Here is a 21,300-nt window from a genome sequence, read left to right as displayed (position 1 = left end):
TCTTAAAATTTTTCTAAAATTTTTAGGGTATCTAGCATTTCTTTCATTACTTTTACATTGTGCATTCTAACAATTTTTGCTCCTCTTTTTATAGCTTCTATTGATAAAGTAGCACTAACAATATCCCTATCCTTAGGCTGGGTGTTCCCCCCTAAAATAAAATCTGTTGTTCGTTTACGACTGGCTGCGTATTGTATTGTAGAATTAAGAATATTCATAGCTGCTAATTTTTTAGTAATGATAATATTTTCCTCTGCATTTTTTCCAAAGCCTATTCCTGGATCTACTATAATATTTTCTTTTTTTACTCCTGCCCTTAAGCAAATATTTAGACTTTCTTGCAAGTCAGCAATTAAACTTTCTATTTCTCTTCCTTTTTGAGTAGCTCCATTGTGCATAATTATGATTGGTAGATTATATTCAAAAGCTACTTCTGCCATATTATTATTCTTTGCGCCATGAACATCATTAATTATATTTGCTCCCAGTTTAATAGCCTCCTTAGCAACCCTAGCCTTATATGTGTCTATACTAATTAAAATATCTGGAAAATTTTTTCTTATGCTTGGTAATATTAAACTTAATCTTGCTATCTCCTCTTCTTCAGACAATAACTTTGCTCCAGGTCTTGTAGATTCACAGCCCACATCTATTATGTCGGCTCCGTCTTCTAACATTTTTTTTACCTGATTTAAGGCTAAGTCTTTGTCAAAAAAATCTCCACCGTCAGAAAAAGAATCTGGGGTAAAATTTAAGATGCCCATTATTAAATATTTCTTTTCTGTCAATAATTTTTGAAGCTTAGTCATCATTTTTCTCCTTTAATAATTCTTTTCTTACTTCTGATATAAGATATAAAGACCCACTTACTAAAAAAGTTTCATCAGTTTTTAACTTAGGTACTATATCTTCTAAGGCTTGTTTGTAATTATCAAATATTTTTATTTCTTTTGTAAAGCTGGCAAGCAAGTTTTCTAACTTAGATTCTTTTATTTCAATAGGAACTTTGGTTACATAAAAGCTGGCGTCCAAACTTTCAAATAGTTTAATCATTTCTGAATAGTCTTTGTCTGCTAATATTCCTATTAATATTTTTATTTTTCCTAAATTTTGTTTTTTGAGATAGTTTACCAGACTTCTAACTCCGTCAATATTGTGGGCTCCGTCTAGTAAAATATTATTTTTTACCCATTCTAATCTGCCTAGCCATCTAGTATTTTCTAAACCTTTTTTTATTTCTACATCTGTTAAATTAATAGTATTTTTTTCTCTTAAAAATAAGAGTGCTTCTAAGGCTAAAGAGGCATTGTAAATTTGATGCTCTCCTAGCATTTTTATTTTTATATTTTTAAAACTTTTGTAAGAAAATATGTTGTGCTTAAAGGCAATTTCTTCTACATCAATATAATTTTCAGCTAAAATTTTAAGCCTAGCATTTTTTACTATGGCAACTTTTTTAATTATAGAAATAACTCCTTCTTTATTAGGATATAATAAAATATTATCATTTCCTTGAATAATACCTGCTTTTTCATAAGCAATTTTTTCTAGGCTATCTCCCAGTATATTGGTATGGTCAAGACTAATTTTAGTAATTATTGATAATTCCTTATTTTCAAAAATATTGGTAGCATCAAAACGTCCACCCAAACCAACTTCCATAATAGCAAAATCAACCTTGTTTTTTTCAAAGTAGCAAATTGCGACTACTGTTAATAATTCAAAAACAGAAATATTGTCTTTATCACTTGCAAAATTCTTATACCAAATATTAGAAATTTCTTGATATAAAGTATACATTTCTTGATAGCTAATAAAATTATTATTAATTCTTATCCTATCGTTAAAACTTACCATACTAGGACTAGAATACATACCTACCTTGTATTTTTGAGCTAGTGTATTTTGCAAGTATGAACTTACAGACCCCTTGCCATTTGTTCCAGCTATATGAATTACTCTTAATTTTTTCTCTGGATTACCTAGAATATTTAAAATATTTTTCATTCTATGTAGACCCAACTTCATACCACTCCGTTCTGATTTTGATACTACATTAACGATTAATTCTTCTGCTATATATTCTAAAATATAAATTGTTAAGTCGTTATTTATTTTTTTTAATTCTTGCCATACATCTTCCAAATTTTCCAAATTAAATACAGCTAGAGTTTTATCATCTACATTAATATTATTTTTTTTTGCATAAGTTAGCAACTTTTCTTTATAAAAATTTATTGTCATTTTTTAATCTCCTAAAATTCATAAATTAATTTTACTATGAAGCAAAAAAAAAGTACATATCACAGCATTTTATTTGATATTAAAAATTTAATTTACTAAAATACGTTTATTACTAATTAGTGATAAATTATAAAGAGGTATTTATGGACATAGCTTGGTAAAAATTCTGCAACATATACATATAGTATTTAGAAGAGAAGAAGGTGTTATAACTGCTAATATTAGCAAAACAATTAAGAATACTGGACTTACTCTTGCACAATTTGGTATTCTTGATGTTCTTTACACAAAAGGACAAATGAAAATTTGTAATTTACTTAATATAGTTCTAGCAACTTCAGGTAACATGACTGTAATTTTAAAAAATATGGAAAGTGCAAATTTAATTTATCGTAAAAAAGATGAAGTTGATAAACCTGCATTCCTTGTAAGATTAAAAGAAAATAGAAAAAACTTTTTGAAGAAATTCTTCCTAATCATAGAAAAGAATTAGAAAATGTCTACTCTATTCTCACAAAGGAAGATAAAGAAACACTTATTAATATTTTAAAAAAATTCAAAAATTTCAAAATCATCTAGGAGGAAATAAAATCCAAAAATCAGTATTAATAGCAGTAGATTTAAATAGAAAGGGGGATTTAATCAGCAATTTGCTAATTACATTAAAGAAGAACTTGAAAATCAGGGGCTAGCAACTAGCTTTTTAGATTATAAAAATTTACCAATCTTGGAGCAAGATACAGAACGTCCAGAACCAAAAGAAGTAAAATTAATTAGATATTAATTAGCAAAAGCAGATGCCATATATATAGTAAGTCCAAAATATAATGCTTCTTAGCCTGATATTGTTAAAAATTTATTAAACTGCTTAGCACGTCCAGCTAAAACTTTCGACTTTGAAATGCCAACTCTCCTAGATAGCAAAAAACAACCCTTGCTGTAGCTGTTGATTCAACAGAAGCTAAATTTGTTCATAAAAATCTTAATAAAATTTTAAAATACATAAGAAATGATGTATTCCAAGGTGAAAGTCTAGGAATTTCTTTAGCAGCTGATACATGGTAACCAGGTGAATTATTATTATCTGACTAACAAAAAGCCAAAACAGATGAATATATAAAAGTATTTATAAATTTCTTAAAATAAAAATAAAAAAATGATTTAGAAATATTTCTAAATCATTTTTTTATTAATCTTATGCTTTTTTAAAAAATTTTTGGTTTATCTTATCAACAATAGAAGCTAAGGATGCATCTCCTGAAACGTTGCAAGCCGTACCAAAACTATCTTGTGCTATATATAAGGCAATCATTAAAGAAATCATAATTTCATTGAAGCCTAATACTGATTGTAATAATCCTAAAGCGGCAAAAACTGCTCCGCCAGGTACTCCAGGGGCGGCTACCATAGTAATACCTAATAAAACTATAAATTGAACCATTACTGATATCGCTGGAAAAGCCCCACCATGTTGTAGCCAATAAACTGCTGTTGCACATGTAGTTAAAGTTATTGTACTTCCAGATAAGTGGATTGTAGCAAATAAAGGTATTGTAAAGTTAGCAACTGCTGGGTCAACACCCATTTTTTTAGTTGACTGTAATGTTACTGGTATTGTGGCTGCTGATGATTGAGTTCCTATTGCTGTAGCATAAGCTGGTAATATTTTAACTAACATTTTAAATGGATTTTTTTTGTTAACTGCTCCGCCAAATGTATACTGTAATAAAATTACCACAAAATGTAAAATTAATATAACAACAAAAACAAAAAGGAATATTTTTAAAATTTTAAATACTTCTCCTGAACCAGTTATATTAGCAAAAACTCCCATTATATAAAATGGTAACAATGGAATTATTAATTTGTTAAGTAGTAGTTCAATAACTTGACCAAATTCTTCAAAAGCTTTTTTCATTCCCTTCAATTTTAATGAAGAAATACCTATCCCTAAAACAAATGACAATATTAAAGCTGTTGTAACACCAAATATTGCTGGCATTTCAAATTTTATATACCCTGATAAAAGCAACTCTTCTGGATTCGTCAAACTTTGGAGTTGTGAACCCTTTAATATATTTGGTAAAAAGATTTTTGCTACTAAAAATGCCAAAGTACCTGCAAATAAAGTAGAAATATAAGCAATCATTGTAGAAAGTCCTAATAATTTACCAGCATTACTTGATAACTGACTTATCCCAGGAACAATAAATCCTACAATTATTAAAGGTATTGCAAAACCTAAAAATGAACTAAATATGTCTGAAAATGTAACTAGAACTCTGATAGCATAAGCTGGTAATACATTTCCTAATACTATACCCACAACTAAAGCCAAAACTAATTTTGCTAGCAGTGGTAACCTTTTATAAAAACTCATAATTTTTTTCTCCTTATATAAAATTTAACCTTCTGTATTTTTTAAAAATACATGTGTACATTATACAAGAATATTTTTAATTTGTAAATAGAAAAAAAGAAAAAATTTAAAAATTTTTTATATTTTTTCTTCCTATTTAAAATTAATTTACAAGCATAGTATTTTTATAAATTAAATATTAGTTTATTATTAAAAAATAAAAAAGAGAAATCACTCTCCTTTGTAAATTCTTTTATATCTATTTTTAATTACTAGTATAAGTTTTTCTAATAATATTTTTAAAATTGCATAAACAGGAATACCTATAACAGCACCTAGTATCCCCATCATATTTGTCCCAATAATAACCACAAATATTACTGTTAATGGATGTTGCTTCATACTTCGTCCCATTATATTAGGCGAAATAAAATTTCCTTCTAAAAATTGCACAACTCCCCAGACGACTAGCATCTTTAAAACCATTACCCAATCAGTTCCAAAAGCAACTAGCATTGCAGGTATAATAGCCATCATCGGCCCTAAATAAGGAACTATACTAAGTACTCCTGCTAAAGTTGCTAAAGACACTGCATACTGCAAACCGATTATTTGATAACCTACAAAAAGTAAAATACCTACACAAACAGAAACTAACATTTGCCCAGAAATATAAGATCCTACCTTATTATCTATTTCGTTAATTGTAGTCTCTATAGGTTCTTTAGATTTTTCAGGTAACTTGCTTATAATATAAATTTTAAATCTACTGGAATCTTTTAATAAATAATAAAGTACAAAAGGTGTAGTAATAATTATTGCAGCTGTTGATGATAATATTGAAGCTGCATTCGAAATGAAATTAGTAAAAATATCAAATGCCGCTGCACTAAGTTGTGTTCCATTCAAATTTTCATTAATGTAGACTATAATATTTTTTACAATAGCATTGTCTGCATTTGCCTCTAAATAATTTCTAATTATATTTACATAACCTGGCATAGAAGTTATTAAGTGCTGGGTCTGCTCAATCATAACTGGCACTGCCCCAATAAATACTGTTAGTATTACTGCTATCCCAAATATTATAGATAAGATAGATGCCATCCCACTATTTATTTTAGTTTTTGCTAATAACAAATTATAAACAGGATTCAGCATATAAAAGAATATATATGCTACTAAAACTGGAACCAGCAAGCTGTTAATTACTATTATAAGAGGTGCCATTATAACATTTATTTGACTATATAACCAAATTGCAGTAAATAATAAAATTATAACTATTAAAATATAAATACTTAATTTACCACCCAAAAAGCGAATTATATTTTCTTCTTTAGTGCTTGTTTTTTCAATTTCTATTTTTTCTTTTATTGATTTTTCTTTATTCATAGCTATTCCTTTCTTTATTATTTATTACATGTTAATATATTTTATCATATTCTTTCTTTAAATACATTTAATAAAGGTTTGATAAATATATTTTATAAAAAATAATTTCAACTGGCAATGTAAAATATTTGTAAAAAATTTTACAAACATTCAATAATTTTATTTATAAAATAATTATTTCTTTAAAAATATTTTTTTCTAACAGTAAATTATTGCAAATAAATTTTTAATACTAAAAAAATATTTTATTAAATATTTCCAATAATAAAGTATAGAATTAGCATATATCATATTTATAAAATAAACTTACTAAGCATGATTATAACTTAGTAAGTTTATTATTAATTATATTTATTAAAAATTGACTACATTAGCACTTGTGCCAGTTTTGATTACTTCTAATGCAGAGTTTAAGCCACCTTCTACAAGATTTTCTATAGCGGTAGTTGTGTAAAAGGCTGTATGAGGTGTATAGATTACATCATCACGATTAATTAATTCTTGAAGTAATTCATCATTTATTCTATATTTACTTAAATCTTTAGGAACATAGTCGCCCTCATTTTCATAAACATCAAGAGCTGCACCTAGTAATTTACCACTATCTAGTCCTCTTAAAACCGCTTTTGTGTCTACTAGCATACCACGAGCAGCATTTACTATTATTGAATTTTCTTTCATCTTAGCTATAAAGTCATCATTGACTAGATGCTTATATTCTTTTACTGCTGGCATGTGTAGTGTTATAACGTCAGATTGTGCTACAAGGTCATCTATATTATCAACATAAGCAAGAATTTTTTTGGCTTCGTCATTTTTAAAAATGTCATAGCCGATTACTTTTGCTCCGAGTGCATTAAATAGTTTTGCCACTTGAGTTCCTATTCTTCCAGTTCCGATAACTCCTACTGTAAGTGTTCTAACTTCTCTTGATAATATTTCTGGTTCCCATGAAAAATTATGTTCAGAAACTCTATTTTTAATTTTTTTGATATTTCTACTTAAATATAAAGTTGTTGTAATTACATGTTCAGCAATAGCATTAGGAGAGTATGATGGAACATTTGTCATCTTAATTCCGTATTCTCTCATTAAATCTAAATCGTAAATATCAAATCCTGCTGAACGTGTTGAAAAAACTTTTATACCTTCAGATTTTGCAAAATCGTAAACTTCTTTTTCAAATGGTTTGTTTTGAGCAAGAACTACCCCCTCAACACCTCTTATTAATTCTACATTATCTTTAGTAAGATTTTCATTAGTTACAAGTAATTCAATTTCAAAATTTTTTTCTCTCCAAATTTCTAATGCTTTTTTCTCATCTTCTCTTATATTAAATACTGCTAGTTTCATACTCTTAACCTCCTATTTACCTAATTCTTCAAAAATAAAAATATCACGTTTGTATATTTTTAAAATTTTTACAAATATAAAATCAGTTATCAATGCAAATACAAATGTTGCCATAAAGTAAACTATAAATAAAATAGTTATTTTACTCAAGATAGAACCTTGCATAAATTGGAAGGCTGCTATTGGACCAATAAGCCCTGAAAAACCAAAACCTGCTGACGCCGCAGTGCCTTGAATAGTGAAATAGTAGGCTAAAAATCCTGCAAAGACCGCATTTATAATTATTGGTATATTAACTATTGGATATTTCAACCAGTTTGGCATAAATATTTTCATAGAACCAAAAAATAAACTTAATGGTACCCCTATTTTATTTACACGCATGGTTCCCACCACTAAAGTCATTGCACAACTTGCTATTCCGACATTAGCCGCTCCAGATGCTAAACCTTGTAATCCTACTGCTATTGAAACAGCAACAGTTGATACTGGAGAAACTATTATTAGGGCAAATGAAATTGCTAGTAATATACTCATAAGTAATGGTTGCAATGTTGTAAAATCCATTATTATACTACCGATAAAACCAGTAATTTTTTTTACGTATGGTAGTATTGTTAAACCAAATGTTCCTACAATAGCTGTTGTTAGTACTGGCAGTAAAATTATTGTTAAACTACCAAATTTCCCCCTAAAAAATTGCATAACTAAAACTAAGACAGCAGAAACTATCATTATATTAATTAAATCTCCAATACCGTTGATAATCATTTTGCCATCTACTATACTGATAGAACCTCCACAAATAAAAGAAACCATACCCGAAATTGCCACTTCAATAGGCTGCATTTTAAACTGTAAGGCTACTAAGATACCTATTAAAGCTGGTGTAGCTAATTGCGACATACCTAAAACATTATAAATCATTTTAATTATACTACTATCATTAATAAAAAATTTAAGTATGCCTCCTAAAACTGCATTAGGTATTAAACCAACGACTATCCCTAAAGCAACACCGTTAAGTAATTTATTAAAAAAACTTTTTACTCCATCTTTTCCCACAAAAAAACCTCCGTAATTTTTTGATATAAGATATCAATAAAATTAATTATAACATAAAAAAAATGTGAAATAAACTATATTTTAATAAAATTAAAAAGCATTTACAAATTTATAAATTCTTAAATATAAAATCTATATTATTTTTTTAATAAATCACGAATTTCTTTAAGTAATTCTTCTTTAGAATCAACTGCTGGTACTTCTTTTTCACCATCTTCTGCTTCTACTTTAGAAACTTTTACTTTTGCTGTATTAATAATTTTTACAAACATGAAAATAGATACTGCTACTATTAAGAAATCAATAATTATTTGTATAAAATTACCATACTTAATTCCCTTCCATTCTATTGCTGTAAAGTCTGAACGGCTTGGGAATAATAACATAATTAGTGGCATAATTATATCTGCTACTAAAGAAGATACTATTTTCCCAAAAGCCGCACCAATTACAACCCCTATAGCTAAGTCTAATACATTACCCTTTAAGGCAAATTCTTTGAATTCTTTTAACATTTTTTCTCCTTTGTAAAATTTTTGCTCTAAAACAATGTTAGTAATTCTAACACAGATTTTTTATCCTGCCTAGTAATATGAACTGAATTTTTATTTTTGCACACAAAATATTGTTTTATTCTACTCAAAGAAAAATTTTTAAATAAGATATTATAAAAAATTATTTATTGCAAAACAAAAAACAGTAAATATTCTTGATTTACTGTTTTAAAGATAATTTTTTATTTTTTTGTTTTCCGTTTGTTAGTTACTTCTTTTTTAAGTAAAAAGAGATAACATAAGTTATATTTAAAGTTATAATTCAATTATCTTTAAATTTTTAATCTCACTTCTTTTTTTTATCAAAACTTCTTTTGATATATCAGACTTATCAATACCTATAACATATCTGTTTTTGTTTATTCCAGCTAATAAAAAGCTAGATGATCCACAAAAACAATCCATTATAATAGAACTCTCATTAGAAGATTGTTCCACTATCATTGATAACATATCTATATTCTTTTCAGTAGGGTATATTGGATTTTGTGGGTCTTTAAAATTTGTCCATATATCTTGTATTTTCTTTCCTTTATGCTCATCAGAAAATTTTTTAATTCTCGGTACTCCATTTTTAGACCACTCTATTAATCCATCATTATCTAGCTTGTCAAGTTCTTTAGGACTACACCTCCAATGTCTACCTTTTGGTGGCATCATTCCTTTCCATTTTCCTCCTGTTTCTCCATTTTTGGTTTCCCCTGGAGCGTGGCAAGGCACAGTATTATATCTTCTTCCTTTCTCATCAATCTTTGGAAATTTTTTTAGTATTTCATCTTCACTTAAAGGAATAGTTATATTATTGAATATGTTTTTTTGATTTTTCTTTGAATATATATATATAACATCTTTCTCATTTCCAAAAGCTCGTCGTTTGAAATTTTTAGGATTTGATTTTACTCTAGTTATATCATTTACAAAATTTTCCATTCCAAAAATTTCATCAAGTAATAATTTTATATAATGTCCTAATTTACAATCTATATGAAAATACAAAGTTCCTCTATCACTAAGTAATTTTTTTATTAAAATTACTCGTTCTCTTATAAATTCTAAATATTCATTTAAAGCCATTTTATCACTGTATGCTAAACTATCGTTTTTAGATGAACTAATAGTTGATACCTTATCTTCACTGTAATAAAAGTTAGAATTAGTATTAAAGGGTGGATCAATATATACTAAATCCACTTGATTTTCAAAATCATTTAATAGCATAATCATAGAATCAAAATTATCTCCTTTAATATATAATCCCTTTTCTTCGCCTTTAGAAATATTTTTTAACTCTAATTTTTTCAACTCAATAATTTTATCAATTTCTTTAAAAGGCTTCTTATTCTTATAATCTAAAAACATATTAATTCCTCATTATATTGAATATAAATAATCTCTTAGTAATATCGCTGATACTATTATCTCATCATTTGAAAAGTCGTTACATATGCTATTATACATTTTATTTTTTGTCTTTATATACAGTACTCCATCTAAAATTGAAATTACTTTAACATTGTAATTAGTATCTCTTAGTGGTTCTTTCATTGTAGCAACTGCATCAGCAAATTGTGCATTTTGGTGTCCACCAAAGTCTGTTAAAAATTTAGCTTCTCCTAAAATATAAGTTTTATTAAATTTCGCCATAAAATCTAAACCTTTATTTCTATCATATCCTAAAAATTCATTAGCAAAATTTTTCATACTTGCATCAGAACCATTAAAAACTATATTCTCTGTAGTATTCATAAATTCTTCAGTAGATGTTGTAATTTTACAACCTAATGCTCCAGCATCTATCCAATTTTTAAACATCGGCCCTATTTGCCTATTAGTTTCTTTTGGTGCAGTCGTTTTATCAAAAATTTCATCAAGCCCTAACTCATATAACATTCCTGTAATTCTATTAACTGTGTTAGGATTTCTAGCAATAGCACTTTTATCTCTCTTTAAATATGCTACATAAGAATCTTTAATAGGAAAAATTTCTTGTGCTAATAAAACATTTAATAAATTTGTTGAATCTCTATTTTCAAAATAATATTTTATATCTCTTACATCTTCTTCTTTTAACTCTCTTCTCAAATTAACAGACATAGGATATATTTTAAAAAGCAAATCCAAATAATTTCTTTGATTTGCTAACTCTATACTCTTTTCAGTCCAAATGTTCATACTTTAATTCTCCTTTATTATATAAATAACTTCTCCAGCCTTAAAATTCAACGCTTTACAAATTTTCACTATATTTTTTTAAGATATATACTCATTCTTACCCATATTTGCTATGCAATTTGTTGTTAAATTTGCTTTTTCTATTAAATATTTTTCTTAAATTAATTTTTTAAATTATTTAATTCACATAAAAATTTGCAAATAAAATATTTTTGATAAAATTATTAGGCTATATAAAATAAACAAAAAATATTAAATTTTTTAAAATTTACTATTTTGAAGATAATTTTTTATTTTTTTGTTTTCCGTTTGTTAGTTACTTCTTTTTTAAGTAAAAAGAACTAGATTTTTATTTAATCGTCTTAAAATTTTTTATATATCAAAAAGTTCTGTAGGATCAATTTTAAATTGCAACATATTTGCAGTTGGTCTTCCATTATCTCCACCTTTTCTCTGAAGTGTAACTTTACCAAGTTTTATTGAACCTCTAGGGCTAATTTTAACTTTACCATCTGCAAAATAATGATTAATAACTTCATTTATATTTTTCAAAACCCATCTGGCATCTTCTTGTAATTTTTGTGCTACTAAAACCCATTCAGCAGAAAATTCTCCTCGTCCCTTTAAAATATCAGATATTATTAGCAATTTATTATTATTTAACCAATCTAACAATAATTCTCTTTCTTCGTAGGTTAATTCATCCATAAACATTCTTCTATCATCTCTAATATCATCTCTATAAGGTTTTAGTTCACCAGTAAAATATTCTAAAATTGTATACACATCCAAAGGAATATTCCATAATTCGTTATAACTTTTTAACCACCTTTTATCAATTTGATTAAATCCTTTCTTATTGCTTACAAGTTTTACTTGTATATTTTCAATATCAAGTGCATCTCTCAGTTTAACTTGAACTTTTACATTCAAATCTGCTTTATATCCACTTATAACAATCGCCTTTACATATTCAATTCTTTCCAAAGAATAACCCATAATTGTTAGCCATTCTTTAGCTTCGTCGTTATTTTGCCAATCATTAAATTTGTCTGCTATATGTTGTTCATTTCTAAATCCATCTTTTGCAGTTTTTGATCCTAATTTAACTTTATCAATTTCCACCATCTTTTTATACCTCAACTTTAATATTTTTAATCATTTCTTTAGTAATTGCTTCTATAACATTTACCGTCATTGCATTCCCTGCTTGAGATAACACTTTATTGTTATTTAATTTATTTTTTTTAACTTTTTCTGCAATATTTTTAGGAAATCCTTGAAGTAATAATGCTTCATATCCACTTAATTTTTTTATTTTACCATTTTTTATATAAAGTAATCCGTGCCTTCCCGTTCGTAATGTAGGAAAAGTTTTATCATATTTACGTAAGTCTGATTGTCGCCAATCAATAACAAAATTTTCCCAACTTATAACTTCTTTATTTGTGAATTTATTACAATTATATTTATTTGATAAATATTTTTGAAATGTCTTATCTAAAATATCTAACTCCAGGTTATTATCTTCATCTAAAAACCAATCAAAATTTTTATTTGATAAATTTTCTATAGGAAATTCAAACATGCCATTATCATACCTTTTTTTAAATCCTACAATATATATTCTCTCTCTCATTTGAGGAACTCCAAAATCAAGACTGTCTATAACTTTGTAATAAATATTATATCCTATATTTTCAAGTTCTTTTTTTATTGTATTAAAAGTATTTCCTTTATCGTGATTTACTAATCCTTTAACATTCTCTAAAATGAAATATTTAACATTTTTATGTTTCATAATTTCTATTAAAGAATATATTATTTGTCCTCTTTCGTCATCAAATCCTGCTCTTTTCCCCACAATTGAAAATGTTTGGCAGGGGAATCCTGCAATCATAAATTCAAAATCAGGTAATTTATCAAAGTCCAAATTAGTTAAATCTCCATAATTTCTATTATCTTCAAAAAAAATTCGATAAGTTTCTGCAGTTTTTTCATCTATTTCACAATGACCAACACATTCTAATCCATTGTTTTCTAACCCTATCCTTCCACCACCAATTCCTGAACAAAAATCAAAAAATTTTAACATATCATTACCTTTCTATTTTTTAAACTAATTACTTGTTATAAATTACACTAAAGTACTTTACATATCTAAATGATACCTACTCACTCTTTCCAATATTATATGCAATTTGTTGTTAAATTTGCTTTTTCTATTAAATATTTTTCTTAAATTAATTTTTTAAATTATTTAATTCACATAAAAATTTGCAAATAAAATATTTTGATAAAATTATTAGGCTATATAAAATAAACAAAAAACAGTAAATTTTTAAAAATTTACTATTTTAAAGATAATTTTTTATTTTTTTCTTGGATTTTCTATTACTATTGCCCCAGCAGGAGTTCCCTTGATACAGTGTTTACACATATTTAAGAATAATCCATGCTCAACAACACCAACAATATTAGCTAATTTTTCTTTAACTATTTCTATATCAAATCCTAAATCCAGATGTAAATCAACTATATAATTCTTGTTATCTGTTATTAATATTTCTTCATTTTTATAGCGTAAGACAGGATTTAAACCTTGTTTTTTCATCTTGTTGATAGTGTGTGTATAAGCAAATGGTAAAATTTCAACTGGTAAATTAAAAGCACCAAGTTCTTCAACGTCTTTACTCTCGTCATAAATCCAAACCACGTGTTCGCTTAAGTCGGCAACTATTTTTTCTCTAAATAGGGCTGCACCACCACCTTTTATGGCATTAAAATTTTTGTCGATTTCGTCAACACCGTCTACTGTTAAATCGATGTGTTCAACTTCTTCTAGTTCTTTTACATTAAGACCTAATGATTTTGCCAATTCTATACTTTGAACAGAAGTAGAAACTAGTTCTACATTTAAGCCTTCTTTTACTTTTTCTGCTATGGCATGAATAAAATAATATACGGTTGAGCCAGTTCCTAAACCTACTACCATACCATCTTTTACAAAATCTAATGCTTTATACCCTACCTGTTCTTTTAAATTCATAATTTTCTCCTTATTTATATTCAATCAATAAATATTTTTTCTTACCACGTCTTAATACTAGATAAGATTTTTCTAACACGTCTTTATCAGAAATTGTATAATCTAAATCAGTAATTTTTTCACCGTTGATGTAGATTGCACCGTTTGTTATATCTTCACGAGCCTGACGTTTTGAAGTAACTAATTTTGATTTTACCAAGAAATCTACTATATTATCTTCTTCTTTTTCTAATATTTCTTTTGGCATTGCTTTTACAGCTTGTAAAAATTCAGAAGGTGATAAGTCTTTAATATTGCCAGAGAAAAGTGCTTCTGTTACGTGTTTTGCACTTTCAAGTGCTTCATCACCATGAACTATTTTCACCATTTCTTCTGCTAATTTTATCTGAGCCTTTCTAAGATGAGGTTCTGTTTCTACACTTCTAGCTAATTCTTCTATTACTTCTTTTTCTAAAAATGTGAATTTTTTTAAACTAGCAATTACGTCAGCATCAGCAGTGTTGAACCAGAATTGATAAAATTCATAAGGCGTAGTTTTTTCTGGGTCTAACCAGACTGCACCTCCTGTTGATTTTCCAAATTTTGTTCCGTCAGATTTTAACATCAAAGGAATTGTAAAGCCGTAGGCTTCTGTATCTCCATTTAATTTACGCATAATTTCTAAACCAGTTACTATATTTCCCCACTGGTCAGAACCACCAAGTTGCATTTTAACATTATGATTTTTATTCAGATAAGCAAAATCAATTCCTTGTAGTAGACTATAAGAAAATTCTGTAAATGACAAACCATTTTCTAGCCTAGATGATACAGAATCTTTGGCAAGCATATAATTTATATTTACTAATTTTCCATAATCTCTTAAAAATTCTAGCATTGATAACTTGCTCAACCAATCATGATTATTAACAAATTCTATATTTTTATTGTTACGAAAAATATTGCGTAACTGTCCTTCTAATTTTTTTGCATTAGCTTCAATTATATCCAAAGTTTGTAATTGTCTTTCTTCACTACGACCAGAAGGGTCGCCAATAACTCCTGTTCCACCACCAACTAAAACAACGGGCTTGTGTCCATACTCTGCAAATCTTTTTAAAGTTAAAAATGGTAATAGGTGTCCTACGTGCAAAGAATCACCAGTTGGATCAGTCCCACAATAGATAGATACACTTTCTCGTTCTAATAATTCTCTTATTCCATTTTCATCAGTTTGTTGATAAACCAAATCTCTGTATTTTAAATCTTTTAATAATTTAGACATATATCCAACTCCTTTAATTTAATTTACAATTTATTATAGCATAATATTATAGTCAATAACTAGTTTAAATAAAAGTTTTTATTTAATATAATTTTCTAAAAAATTTTTTTATAAAGACTTATAAGCAAGTTTTTTTATTATTTCTGTGTGTTCTGGATAATCTTTTATTAATTCAGCTTGAGTAAACAATTCAAAATCTTCATAAGTAAAAGCAGGCGTAACAACACAAGCAACTATGGCAAAGTCATCAGGATTTTTACTTTTTACACTGGATGCAAAAATTACACCTTTAGGAACTGTATATTGCAAGACTTGATTTTCTCCTAAACCTAAAAATTTCTTCATATCTGCCGTTAGGAAAAATCATGTGAATAGTTAAAGACTTGCCACCGTGATAAAAGCATAATTCATCAGATTTTAATCTGTGAAAATGCGATGGATTACTGGCTGTTAGTAAAAATAAAATATTGGACATTAAATTTCTATCTCTTCCGTCTGCTAATTTAATTTTTTCTTCTGAAATATAAGTTTCTTTAAAGTAGCCTCCCTCTGAATGTTTTTCTAATTTCAATTTTTCTACATAATATTTATAATCTTTCATAATTTTTCTCCTAAAATTTATATAAATAATTTTACCATAAATATCTTTTAATAAATTAAAATAGAAAAAATAAAATTTTTTTCTTAATTTCTTCTTAAAATCTTCTTTAATTTATTTATTGAAGAATATTTGATTATGTATTAAAATGAAATAGAAAATAAAATTTTGAAAGGATAAAAAATTGATTACAGCAAAAAATATTATAATTGACCCCCACGATACTTTGCGTACTCGTTGCGAAGAAGTAAAATCACCCATATCTCTTGAAGATAAAAAAATTTTAAAAAGTTTATTGGAATATGTAATAGCTTCTCAAGATGATGAATTATGCAAAAAATACAATCTAAAACCAGGAATTGGTCTAGCAGCTCCACAAATAAATGTTGCAAAAAGAATGATAGCAGTTCACATACCAGATGAGGAAGATGAAAAAAATACAATTTCATATGCCCTTTACAATCCAAAAATAATTTCTCATTCTTCTGCCAAATGCTATCTTGAGGGAGGAGAAGGTTGTTTATCTGTTGATAAAGAAATCAAGGGTTATGTTCCTAGATATTCAAAAATAAAAGTTATTGGCTATACTGAAAATGACGAAAAAGTTACTTTAAACTTAACAGGTTTAGCAGCTATTTGCTTCCAACATGAGATTGACCATTTAAACGGTGTTCTATTCTACGACCACATAAATAAAACTAATCCTTTTGACGTGCCAGAAGAATACGAAAAACTTTAATAAAATTTCTTGACAAAAAAATAAAATAAGAGTAAAATATTAGAAAATTAAATATAAAAATTTGATATAGACATATTTTAAAGTAATAAAATTTCAGAGAGAGTACATTTGCTGCGAGTACTTAATTTTATTTTTAAAATTCTACTATTTCCTATTTGCATAGGGTCAAATAAGTTAGCTTTTATTTAAAAAGAAGAGAGCCTGTATGGCTGAATTTGGGTGGAACCACGAAATACTCATCGTCCCTTGTCTTATTTTAAGACAGGGGATTTTTTATATTAAAATTAGGAGGATATTTTATGTTAGACATTAAATTAATAAGAGTACAACCAGACTTGGTTAGAGAAAAAATTGCTAAACGTGGCGACAATACAGAAGTAGTTGATAAAATTTTAGAACTAGATAAAAAACGACGTGAGTTACTTGTTAAAGTTGAAGATTTAAAAGCACTTAGAAATAAAACAAGTGAAGAAATAGCAATTTTAAAACGTAAAAAAGAAGATGCAAGTGAAGTTATTAAAGAGATGAAAAAAGTTTCTGATGAAATAACTAATCTTGATGTTGAAATAAGAGAAATAGACGAAAAATTACATGACATTGTATGTCGCATACCTAACCTAGTTTCTGATGAAACACCTAGCGGCGAAGATGAAAGTGAAAATATTGAAGTTAGACGTATTGGAGAAATTAGAAATTTTGGTTTTGAACCAAAGGCTCACTGGGATTTAGTAGAGGACTTAGACATAGTTGATTTTGAACGTGCTGCAAAAGTAAGTGGAAGTAGATTTTTATTCTATAAAAATGCCGGTGCTTTATTGGAACGTGCCTTGATAAATTTTATGATTGATACTCACGTTTTAGAACACGGCTACCAAGAAATGATGGTTCCTCAACTTGTAAATAAAAATTCTCTATTCGGAACGGGACAATTCCCTAAATTTTTGGAAGATGTTTATACGATAGAATCAGAAGGCTTAACTCTTATCCCAACAGCAGAAGTTCCACTAACAAATTATCACAGCAACGAAATCCTAGAAGAAGATTATTTACCAAAAGGACTTACTGGATTTAGTATTTGCTTCCGTTCAGAAGCAGGAAGTGCAGGTCGTGATACTCGTGGACTTATCCGCATGCACCAATTTGACAAGGTAGAAATGGTTCGCTTTGCAAAACCAGAAGAATCATACGAGCAGTTAGAAATTATGACTTCTCACGCAGAAAATATTTTGAAAAAATTACAACTACCCTACCGTGTAATTACACTTTGTACAGGAGATACTGGTTTTTGCAGTGCTAAAACATATGATTTAGAAGTTTGGTTACCAAGCTATAACGCATATAAAGAAATAAGTTCTTGTTCAAACTGTACAGATTTCCAAGCAAGACGTGCTAATATCCGCTTCCGTAGAAAAGATACAGGAAAAATTGAATTTGCTCATACATTGAACGGTTCTGGACTTGCTGTTGGTAGAACAGCGGCTGCCATAATTGAAAATTATCAAAATGAAGATGGCTCAATTACAATACCAGAAGTTTTAAGAGCCTATATGAGAAATATGGAAAAAATTACAAAATAATTTTATAGCAAAAAGGATTGGAAAATTCCAATCCTTTTTTATCCTTTATAAACAACTGATTCTTGATTATCAAGTATATATTCATAAATTAATTCTGATACTTTTTCAGTATTGTGGCGAACAATATTTTTTCTATTTTTATTACATCTTCATCAGAATTAATTTCTATTCCTAAATTTTTTGATTATCTTTTATATTTAATCAAGCTGTATCTCTTTCTAGTATAATAAATATCAATTATTCCTACTATAAAAATTAATATAAAAGAATACTTATATCCACTATATGCGATAACATACATTAATAAATATGATATAAACGATTGTAATAAAAATAGTATGGAATGTTTCTCGCTTATACTATTCCATTGAAATAAAGTGTATATGCTATAAAATATAAGAATAGTCAATATAAAAATTTGACTTGTAAAAAATATAAAAGGATATTCAATATTAAATTTTTGCCTGATTTCTGTAACTACAAGAAGTGAAGTTACAGTAAATAAAAATCCTAGTATGCCTGTATTGTATAAAATAATTTTATTTTTCATAGTAAACATCTCCCTTTAAAAGTTTTATAAGAAGTATTTACACCATAAACCGTAATATTATACATTGCCTACCATACAAATTACCTTTATTCAATTATTAAACTTACTTATATCCTTTACCTCTATTTATTATAACATATAAAAATATTTTTTCTAATTATTACTTTCTTTTTATGGTGTTTTTTATAAATTAACTTCTGTATTTTCTAAAATAAAGAAGTTAAGAATTTTCAACAAACTTATATATTACCCAACTAACAAAACAATAATTTTTTATTGGAGATTTAAACATTCTTCAATAGAAATTTTTTTAATGATTATTAGAAAATATAATAAATAATAATTTTACAGTATATATAATAAAACGCCGAGAAAAATTTTCTCGGCTTAGATTATTTATTATTTTATTCTTAAATAATCCTTTTTTATCCTTTATAAACAATTGATTCTTGATTATCAAGTATATATTCATAAATTAATTCTGAAACTTTTTCAGTATTGTGGCGAACAATGTTTTTTTCTATTTTTATTACATCTTCATCAGAACTTATTTCTATTCCTAAATTTTTTACTTCTTCATAATCTAATATAACCTTGTCTTGTTTCGAGAGCTTATAAAATTTCAAAACATTTTCTTCTATATCTTTTGAATTTGCTATTACCAAATCAAAAATATTTTCTCCTATGTGTTTATTTATTGCTTTTATGTGGTCGGACACCTTGTAATTATCAGTTTCTCCATTTTGCGTCATAACATTAGCAACATAAATTTTTCTAGCCTTACTGTTTTTTATTTTTTCTGCTATATTTCCAATAACCAAGTTGGGTATGATAGATGTGTACAAACTACCTGGACCCATTATAATATAATCAGCTTCTTCAATAGCTTTTAAGACATAATCAGTTGTCTTAACAGTTTTTGGAGTTATATATACCCTATCTATCACGCCACCATATTCAGTTATTGTTGATTCTCCTCTTACAATAGTATTATCTTTCATAACTGCATTTAATGTTGCTATATCGTTAGTTGTTGGTAAAACTGTACCCTTGACATTAAAAATTTTGCTCATAATTTTTACAGCTGTCGAAAAATCTCCATGAATATCTGCCATGGCAGCAATCATCAAATTACCGACTGGGTGTCCACTAATCTCTCCAATATCAAAACGATACTGAAACATTTTTTCCAAGTGTGGTTCTACATCAGAAAGTGCAGCTATTACATTTCTTATATCCCCCGGTGAGGGAATATTCATATCACTTCTTATTTTACCAGAACTTCCACCATCATCTGCAACAGTTACTAAAGCTGTTATATCTAATGGATAATTTTTAAGTCCTCGCAAAAGAACAGATAAGCCTGTACCTCCTCCAATAGTTACTACTTTTATCTCATTATTCATAATATTACCTGCTCATATTTATATCTCTATGTGAAATATAAGTTGTGTATCCTTCTTTTTTAATATCTTCAAACAATTTTCTAGCTATACTTACAGAACGGTGCTTACCTCCCGTACAACCAACAGCTATGGCTATCTTATCTCTACCTTCATACTGATATTTTTCAATCATAAATAAAATTAATTTTTTCAAATTATCATAAAATTCTTGACTTGTATCATCTGCCATAACATAATTATAAACATCTTCTTCCAAACCAGTTTTTTCTTTTAACTCATCTATATAAAATGGATTTCTTAAGAATCTTACATCAATAATATTATCAGCATCAATAGGAATACCATATTTATAACCAAAACTAGAAACTGTTACATGATACCTATCAAGTTTTTTGATACTAAAATCTTGAGAAATTTTTTCTATTAAATCTTTAACTTTTAGCTTGCTCGTGTCATAAATATAATTTGCATTGACTCTGATATTTTTCATCAGTTCACGTTCTGCCCTGATACCATCTAACAAGTTACTTTTTTTAGAAAGTGGGTGATTTTTTCTAGTTTCCTTGTACCTATTAACTAAAACTTCATCACTACAATCAATATAAATAATTTTTATATTAAAATTATCATCTTTTAAAATATTTTGCAACATTGTTCCAAGTTCTAATGAGAATTTTTTACTTCTTATATCTATACTAATAGCAGCCTTTGTTATATCTTTTTCTATCAACAATTTTAAAAATGCATCAACAAGTAGTGAGGGCATATTGTCAACACAAAAATATCCAAAATCTTCAAAAACGTCTAAAGCTGAATTTTTACCAGCACCACTCAAACCAGTAATAATAACTAAATCTTTTTTCATTTTATTTTCCTCTTAAATTATAATTTACAAAAATATATTTTACTTAATTATACACTATTTACAAATATAAAAAAAGTCTAGCTAGTTTTCTAGCTTATAATCTGTATTTT

General features: G+C 27.2%; 20 protein-coding genes. 3 read left to right on the top strand and 17 right to left on the bottom strand.

Annotation, left to right across the window (positions count from 1 at the left end; genetic code table 11):
* Positions 1-2: 2 nt before the first annotated feature.
* Positions 3-809, bottom strand: a complete 807-nt coding sequence (gene folP, locus KMP11_RS01690) for a dihydropteroate synthase (protein ID WP_215756633.1) — start codon at positions 807-809, stop codon at positions 3-5.
* On the bottom strand, positions 802-2,244 hold the full coding sequence (locus KMP11_RS01685) for a bifunctional folylpolyglutamate synthase/dihydrofolate synthase (RefSeq protein WP_215756632.1): 1,443 nt from the start codon (positions 2,242-2,244) through the stop codon (positions 802-804). Before KMP11_RS01685 ends, folP begins: the two co-directional genes overlap by 8 nt.
* Positions 2,245-2,398: 154 nt before the next feature.
* Between KMP11_RS01685 and KMP11_RS01680 the strand changes: the two genes are divergently transcribed.
* On the top strand, positions 2,399-2,737 hold the full coding sequence (locus KMP11_RS01680; protein WP_216279986.1) for a MarR family winged helix-turn-helix transcriptional regulator: 339 nt from the start codon (positions 2,399-2,401) through the stop codon (positions 2,735-2,737).
* Between the two features lie 702 nt (positions 2,738-3,439).
* Here KMP11_RS01680 and KMP11_RS01675 read toward each other — a convergent pair.
* From KMP11_RS01675 to KMP11_RS07890, 13 genes are all read right to left on the bottom strand, one after another.
* Positions 3,440-4,624, bottom strand: a complete 1,185-nt coding sequence (locus KMP11_RS01675) for a dicarboxylate/amino acid:cation symporter (RefSeq protein WP_215756630.1) — start codon at positions 4,622-4,624, stop codon at positions 3,440-3,442.
* 210 nt (positions 4,625-4,834) lie between these two features.
* Positions 4,835-5,998, bottom strand: coding sequence for an AI-2E family transporter (locus tag KMP11_RS01670; RefSeq protein ID WP_215756629.1), 1,164 nt, complete (start codon positions 5,996-5,998; stop codon positions 4,835-4,837).
* A 354-nt stretch (positions 5,999-6,352) separates the two neighbouring features.
* Positions 6,353-7,351 (bottom strand): D-2-hydroxyacid dehydrogenase, encoded by a 999-nt coding sequence (locus KMP11_RS01665; protein ID WP_215756628.1) that lies wholly within the window; start codon positions 7,349-7,351, stop codon positions 6,353-6,355.
* A 12-nt stretch (positions 7,352-7,363) separates the two neighbouring features.
* Positions 7,364-8,416 (bottom strand): PTS sugar transporter subunit IIC, encoded by a 1,053-nt coding sequence (locus tag KMP11_RS01660; RefSeq protein WP_215756627.1) that lies wholly within the window; start codon positions 8,414-8,416, stop codon positions 7,364-7,366.
* Between the two features lie 137 nt (positions 8,417-8,553).
* Positions 8,554-8,931, bottom strand: a complete 378-nt coding sequence (gene mscL, locus KMP11_RS01655) for a large conductance mechanosensitive channel protein MscL (RefSeq protein WP_215756626.1) — start codon at positions 8,929-8,931, stop codon at positions 8,554-8,556.
* Positions 8,932-9,225: 294 nt separating this feature from the next.
* Positions 9,226-10,329 (bottom strand): site-specific DNA-methyltransferase, encoded by a 1,104-nt coding sequence (locus KMP11_RS01650; RefSeq protein ID WP_215756625.1) that lies wholly within the window; start codon positions 10,327-10,329, stop codon positions 9,226-9,228.
* 12 nt (positions 10,330-10,341) lie between these two features.
* Positions 10,342-11,142 (bottom strand): hypothetical protein, encoded by an 801-nt coding sequence (locus tag KMP11_RS01645; protein WP_215756624.1) that lies wholly within the window; start codon positions 11,140-11,142, stop codon positions 10,342-10,344.
* A gap of 372 nt (positions 11,143-11,514) precedes the next feature.
* Positions 11,515-12,270, bottom strand: a complete 756-nt coding sequence (locus KMP11_RS01640; protein ID WP_215756623.1) for a PDDEXK family nuclease — start codon at positions 12,268-12,270, stop codon at positions 11,515-11,517.
* A 4-nt stretch (positions 12,271-12,274) separates the two neighbouring features.
* Entirely contained in the window at positions 12,275-13,237 is a 963-nt protein-coding gene (gene dcm / locus KMP11_RS01635; protein WP_215756622.1) for a DNA (cytosine-5-)-methyltransferase, read from the bottom strand.
* A gap of 276 nt (positions 13,238-13,513) precedes the next feature.
* Positions 13,514-14,191, bottom strand: coding sequence for a ribose-5-phosphate isomerase RpiA (rpiA, locus tag KMP11_RS01630; protein ID WP_215756621.1), 678 nt, complete (start codon positions 14,189-14,191; stop codon positions 13,514-13,516).
* Between the two features lie 10 nt (positions 14,192-14,201).
* The gene (tyrS, locus tag KMP11_RS01625) at positions 14,202-15,455 is read right to left on the bottom strand and encodes a tyrosine--tRNA ligase (protein WP_215756620.1); all 1,254 of its coding nucleotides are present in this window, start codon (positions 15,453-15,455) and stop codon (positions 14,202-14,204) included.
* A 108-nt stretch (positions 15,456-15,563) separates the two neighbouring features.
* The gene (locus KMP11_RS07895; RefSeq protein ID WP_371741356.1) at positions 15,564-15,764 is read right to left on the bottom strand and encodes a cupin domain-containing protein; all 201 of its coding nucleotides are present in this window, start codon (positions 15,762-15,764) and stop codon (positions 15,564-15,566) included.
* Positions 15,745-16,056, bottom strand: a complete 312-nt coding sequence (locus tag KMP11_RS07890) for a cupin domain-containing protein (RefSeq protein WP_371741355.1) — start codon at positions 16,054-16,056, stop codon at positions 15,745-15,747. Before KMP11_RS07890 ends, KMP11_RS07895 begins: the two co-directional genes overlap by 20 nt.
* 181 nt (positions 16,057-16,237) lie before the next feature.
* On the opposite strand from KMP11_RS07890, the gene def reads away from it, so the two are divergent.
* Positions 16,238-16,792: a peptide deformylase gene (gene def / locus KMP11_RS01615; RefSeq protein ID WP_215756619.1), complete on the top strand. Its 555-nt coding sequence runs from the start codon at positions 16,238-16,240 to the stop codon at positions 16,790-16,792.
* Positions 16,793-17,091: 299 nt separating this feature from the next.
* A complete protein-coding gene (gene serS / locus KMP11_RS01610; RefSeq protein ID WP_215756618.1) occupies positions 17,092-18,369 on the top strand; it encodes a serine--tRNA ligase in 1,278 nt (425 codons plus the stop codon).
* 975 nt (positions 18,370-19,344) lie between these two features.
* Here serS and yvcK read toward each other — a convergent pair.
* On the bottom strand, positions 19,345-20,325 hold the full coding sequence (gene yvcK, locus KMP11_RS01605) for a gluconeogenesis factor YvcK family protein (RefSeq protein WP_215756616.1): 981 nt from the start codon (positions 20,323-20,325) through the stop codon (positions 19,345-19,347).
* Positions 20,326-20,329: 4 nt separating this feature from the next.
* The gene (rapZ, locus tag KMP11_RS01600; RefSeq protein ID WP_215756615.1) at positions 20,330-21,190 is read right to left on the bottom strand and encodes an RNase adapter RapZ; all 861 of its coding nucleotides are present in this window, start codon (positions 21,188-21,190) and stop codon (positions 20,330-20,332) included.
* Between the last annotated feature and the right edge of the window lie 110 nt (positions 21,191-21,300).

The organism is Gemella sp. zg-570, assembly GCF_018866345.1.
In the GTDB taxonomy this organism is placed as follows: Bacteria; Bacillota; Bacilli; order Staphylococcales; family Gemellaceae; genus Gemelliphila.
Note: the sequence above shows the minus strand (reverse complement) of the source record. Positions and strands in the feature narration are given on the sequence as shown.